Raw genomic sequence first — 5077 nt, 5'->3', positions numbered from 1 at the left:
TGATGAGGTGTTAGAGGAAGAAGCCCTAGAAAAATATCTCAAAAATACTATACATTTAGACTAAGTAAGGAAAGAAAATGAATAATATTGAAATATTAGTGCTTGACTTTGGGAGTCAATACACACAGCTTATCGCTAGAAGACTTCGAGAGTTTGGCGTTTATACTGAGATTGTGCCTTATTTTGAAAGTATAGATTCTATAAGAGCCAAGAATCCTAAGGGCATTATTTTAAGTGGCGGTCCTGCGAGTGTGTATGAGGAGGGAGCATATAAACCTAATAACAAGGTTTTTGAGCTTGGCATTCCTGTGCTTGGGATTTGTTATGGTATGCAATATATCGCGTATCATTTTGGTGGTGCAGTGGTGCGAGCCAAAGAGCAGGAGTTTGGCAAGGCACAATTAGAGATTTTAGCTACTGACACAGCACTTTTTGCGAATGTCAAAAATACTTCTATTGTGTGGATGAGTCACGCTGATAAGGTAGAAAAAATCCCACAAGGCTTTAGTGAATTAGCCAAAAGTGGTAACACACATTATTGTGCCATAGCAGACACAAAGCGTCAAATCTATGCCTTGCAGTTTCACCCTGAAGTCGTGCATAGCGAGTGTGGTGGAGAGATTCTCAAAAATTTTGCGGTGAATATTTGCAGAGCAGATACAAGCTGGAATATGAAAAATTTTATCACCTATGAGATAGATAAGATTCGCAAAATCACAGGGATATTATCCCAAACACCTGCATTCCAACGCACCGAGGATCGCACGCAACAAGAGCAAATTTTTGCCCTATGGCAAGAGAGCTTCACAAAAGCACATGGATTTATGGGAGCAAAATTATTAGAGCATATTGCTACAACGCTACAACAGCGTATTTGTGACTCACAGCATTTTTTTGCCAAAAAAGATGATGCAGGAAATGTAAGTGCTTTTGGCTTTTGTGCGTATGCAAAGGATACAGATGGCTATGCGTGCAATTTTGAGTGCTATATCATTGATAGGAATCTAACGCAAAAAGAAGTAATACAATCTTTTTTAGATACGCTTATATATTTTCAAAATGCACAGAGTTTCCATACACAATGGGATATGCACGACAAAAAAGGATTAGAGGTTTTTAGCGAACTTGGTTTTAAAAAAGGTGCAGTATGTGGTGATATGGTGGAGTTAGTCTTGGATTGTGCAGCAACGACTACAGCACAACGATGTGGTTGGATTTATCAAGGGTATAATGCCTCTGATAAAGCTACACAAAAGCTTTATCAAAATTATCACGATTTTGAGTGGGGCATTCCACAACACGATGACAAGCGACTTTTTGAGCAACTTGTGTTAGAGGGTATGCAAGCAGGGCTTTCGTGGATCACGATACTTAAAAAACGCGAGGCTTTTAGGAGAGCCTTTGATGACTTTAATCCTCATATTGTAGCCACCTATGATGAGACAAAGATACAAGAACTTATGGAAAATCCAGATATTATCCGCAATCGCGCCAAGATAGAATCTGCTATCAACAATGCCAAAAGATTCTTAGAGATTGAGCGTGAGTTTGGGAGCTTTGCGAAGTTTCTTTGGGATTATGTAGATAATACGCCGCTTATCAATCATTTTGAGAGTTTGGAAGAGATTCCCACGCATACGCCACTTTCTGATATGATCGCAAATGATCTCAAAAAGCGAGGCTTTAGCTTTGTAGGAAGCACGGGGATTTATGCCTTTATGCAATCTGTAGGGCTTGTGTGCGATCATTTGACAAGCTGTGCATTTGGGCATACAGATAAAGTCAAACCTCACAAGGTGCTATGTGCGGTGAGTGGTGGTGTGGATTCTAGTGTGGTAGCCACCCTGCTTTATCGAGCGATTGGTGAAAATCTTATCCCTATTTTTGTAGATACCGGGCTTTTACGCAAAGGCGAGAGAGAAGCGGTGGAGACAATGTTTAGAGAAAACTTGCGTGTGCCACTTATCACCATTGATGCAAGGCAAGAGTTTTTGGGATTGCTTAAAGGTGTGCGAGATCCTGAAGCAAAGCGTAAAATCATCGGTGAGACTTTTATCAAGGTGTTTGAGCGAGAGGCTAGAGCACACAATGCTAATGGCGAGATAAAATTCCTAGCACAAGGCACGCTGTATCCTGATGTGATTGAATCTGTGAGCGTGAAAGGACCTAGCAAAACGATAAAGTCTCATCACAATGTAGGGGGGTTGCCTGAATGGATGAAATTTGAGCTCATCGAGCCACTAAGGGAGCTTTTTAAAGATGAGGTGAGGGCTTTGGGGCGAGAGCTTGGTATGCCAGAATCTATGCTTATGCGGCATCCCTTCCCAGGACCAGGACTTGCTATTCGCATTATGGGAGAAGTCAATCAAGCGGATTTAGATCTTTTGAGGGAAGCGGATTCTATCTTTATAGAAGAGTTGCATAAGTGGAATCTATATGATAGTGTGTGGCAAGCATTTTGTGTGCTTTTAAATGTCAAGAGCGTGGGAGTAATGGGCGATAACCGCACTTACGATAATACAATCTGCATGCGTGCGGTAGAAGCGCTTGATGGAATGACAGCGACTTTTTCGCATTTGCCTCACGAGTTTTTAGAATCTGTGTCTAATCGTATTATTAATGAGGTAAAGGGCATAAACCGCGTGGTGTATGACATTACTTCCAAACCACCAGGCACGATAGAGTGGGAGTGAAAGAGATGAATTATTTTTTAGAGCAGAGTATTGAATTAGCCAATCAAAGAGATTATTTAGATCAATTATTTAGAATATATCCCATAAGTCCAGATAATATTCGAGAAATAGATACTAATAAATGGGATATTTTTGCACAGGCATTTTCTGCTAACAAGCAAAATCAAATCATAGAATCTTTGCTAGATTTCGACCTCTTTCCTATTAAAGATTCTTATGTTGCTTATTTGCGAAGAGATAGAGGTGCCATCTATCGTAATCCAATGACTATTTCAAGGATTTGTGGTAGATTAAAAGATATGGGATTAGATAAAATTTATGAAAATATTTCGCAACCTAAAGAAACGAATAGACAAATTGGTCCTTTATTTAAAAGATGGGTAGGCAGTGGAGCATTAGGATTGCAACCAATTGAAATGGATGATTTTATAAAAACAAATAATAATGCAATTTTGAGTGCCCCAGATTCTATGATGCAGGATTTTGCTGCTAAATACTTAGGATATACTAGAAATAAGGGGTTGGATTTTATAGCTAGATTTAACAATAAATTTATTATTGGAGAAGCAAAATTTCTTACGGATTTTGGCGGACATCAAAATGCACAACTTGAGGATGCATTTGGCTTACTACACACACATATAGATTCAAGAGTAATTAAAGTAGCTATTTTAGATGGAGTATGCTATATTTGCAATAACAGCAAAATGCATACAACACTAACACATAATTTAAAAAACGAACATATTTTTTCAGCCCTTGTGTTACGTGATTTTCTATATCAAGTCTAACAATGTTTTCTTTATTCCAAACATTTTTACCTCCACAGGAATTTTTAAAACAAACTTATCAAAATAGTTTACATGGTGATATGAATAAAAAAAATTTACTTATACATGATGATAATTTAAATGCCATGCAATTTTTATTGCAAAAAACCTTTTATAAAGGAAAGATAGATTTGGTCTATATAGATCCTCCTTTTGGCACAAATAATATTTTTAGGCTTGGTAGCACAATGAGCTCAAGCAAAGAATCTCGCATCGCTTATAAAGATAAATTCAACATAGAATCTTACTTAGAATTTTTATATTATCGCTTACTTTTAATTAAAGAATTAATGAGTGAAAAAGGGAGTCTCTATTTACATATTGACACCAAAATGGGACATTATGTTAAAATATTGTGTGATGAAATTTTTGGCAGAGAACATTTTGTTAATGATATTACACGCATCAAATGCAATCCCAAGAATTTTTCTAGAAAAGGATACGGGAATATTAAAGATATGATTTTATTCTATACAAAAACTTCAACATATATTTGGAATGATATATGTGAAGAAATAAGTCAAGATGATATAAAAAAGCGTTTTAACAAACAAGATTCAAGAGGGTTTTATACTACCATTCCTTTGCATGCACCTGGAGAGACAAAAAATGGTGAAAGTGGCGAGGCTTGGAATGGGTTAAATCCTCCAAAAGGGAGACATTGGCGTTTTTCATTAAGTGAACTTGATAGATTGCAAAATATGGGTTTAATAGAATGGAGCAAAAACAATAATCCGAGAAAAAAAGTATATGCAGATGAATGCAAGGGTAAAAAAATACAAGATATTTGGGAATTTAAAGATTCTCAAAGTATTTTATATCCTACACAAAAAAATATACAACTCTTGCAACGTATCATCAAGATGTCTTCCAATCCAAATTCTTTAGTTTTGGATTGCTTCTGTGGCAGTGGATCTTTTTTAAAAGAATCATTTTTGCTTAACAGGAGTTTTATCGGCATTGACGAAAGTGAAGAGGCTATAAAAATAAACAAGGAATGGTTAGAGAGTTATCAAAATATTAACCATTATTTTTGCGAATATAATTTTTTAAATGCGTAAATTGCATTAACGATAAAGCAGAAACGATTAATTGTGTGGTGTATGACATTACTTCCAAATCACCAGCGTGATAGAGTGAGGATACAATAATTATGTTTTCTATCATTTGGCATAATCGAAAAGATTAAGCTATTTTAAGGAGATATGCAATGGAAGCGAGGGAGAATAATTTTAAGTCAATAGTTACCAATGAAAATCGCCTAGATATCCCATTTTTTCAAAGACATTATACTTGGAAAGTAGAACATTGGGAAAGATTATTTAATGATTTATATGATAGCTTCACAAATAATACTACTCATTTTGTCGGCTCTGTGATTTTAAAAAGAAATGGAGGTAATGATAATTTTGCTATAGTTATTGATGGGCAACAAAGGCTTACGACTTTTTCTATCTTACTAAAAGTCTTGTATGACAAAATTAATGAAAACAAAAGAAAGCACTTTGAAAATTGTCTATTTGAAGCATATAAAGATGGTAGCCCTAAAATAAA

4 protein-coding genes and 1 pseudogene are annotated in these 5077 nt (G+C 36.0%); all 5 read left to right on the top strand.

Features of this window, described 5'->3' with window-relative positions; all coding sequences use genetic code 11:
- Nucleotides 1–77 precede the first annotated feature (77 nt).
- Nucleotides 78–713: pseudogene (gene guaA / locus C6H22_RS09135) on the top strand (glutamine-hydrolyzing GMP synthase); the annotation flags it as partial.
- 447 nt (nt 714–1160) lie between these two features.
- Nucleotides 1161–2693, top strand: coding sequence for a glutamine-hydrolyzing GMP synthase (guaA, locus tag C6H22_RS09130; protein WP_382275446.1), 1533 nt, complete (start codon nt 1161–1163; stop codon nt 2691–2693).
- A gap of 5 nt (nt 2694–2698) precedes the next feature.
- Nucleotides 2699–3484, top strand: a complete 786-nt coding sequence (locus tag C6H22_RS07725; RefSeq protein WP_104694702.1) for a restriction endonuclease — start codon at nt 2699–2701, stop codon at nt 3482–3484.
- 80 nt (nt 3485–3564) lie between these two features.
- Complete coding sequence (locus C6H22_RS07720; RefSeq protein WP_104694704.1) at nt 3565–4584, top strand: site-specific DNA-methyltransferase; 1020 nt, start codon at nt 3565–3567, stop codon at nt 4582–4584.
- 149 nt (nt 4585–4733) lie between these two features.
- Nucleotides 4734–5077: DUF262 domain-containing protein (locus C6H22_RS07715; RefSeq protein ID WP_158654672.1), on the top strand; the 344-nt coding region annotated here is incomplete at its 3' end.

It is taken from the genome of Helicobacter equorum (genome assembly GCF_900198655.1).
Lineage (GTDB): Bacteria > Campylobacterota > Campylobacteria > Campylobacterales > Helicobacteraceae > Helicobacter_F > Helicobacter_F equorum.
The sequence above is the reverse complement of the archived record's forward strand: the minus strand, read 5'-3'. Positions and strand labels throughout refer to the sequence as shown.

Bases quoted from the DNA above. Each gene is read 5' to 3' on its own strand.
- C6H22_RS07725 (WP_104694702.1), top strand. From the start codon at position 2,699: ATGAATTATTTTTTAGAGCAGAGTATTGAATTAGCCAATCAAAGAGAT.
- C6H22_RS07720 (WP_104694704.1), top strand. From the start codon at position 3,565: ATGAATAAAAAAAATTTACTTATACATGATGATAATTTAAATGCCATG.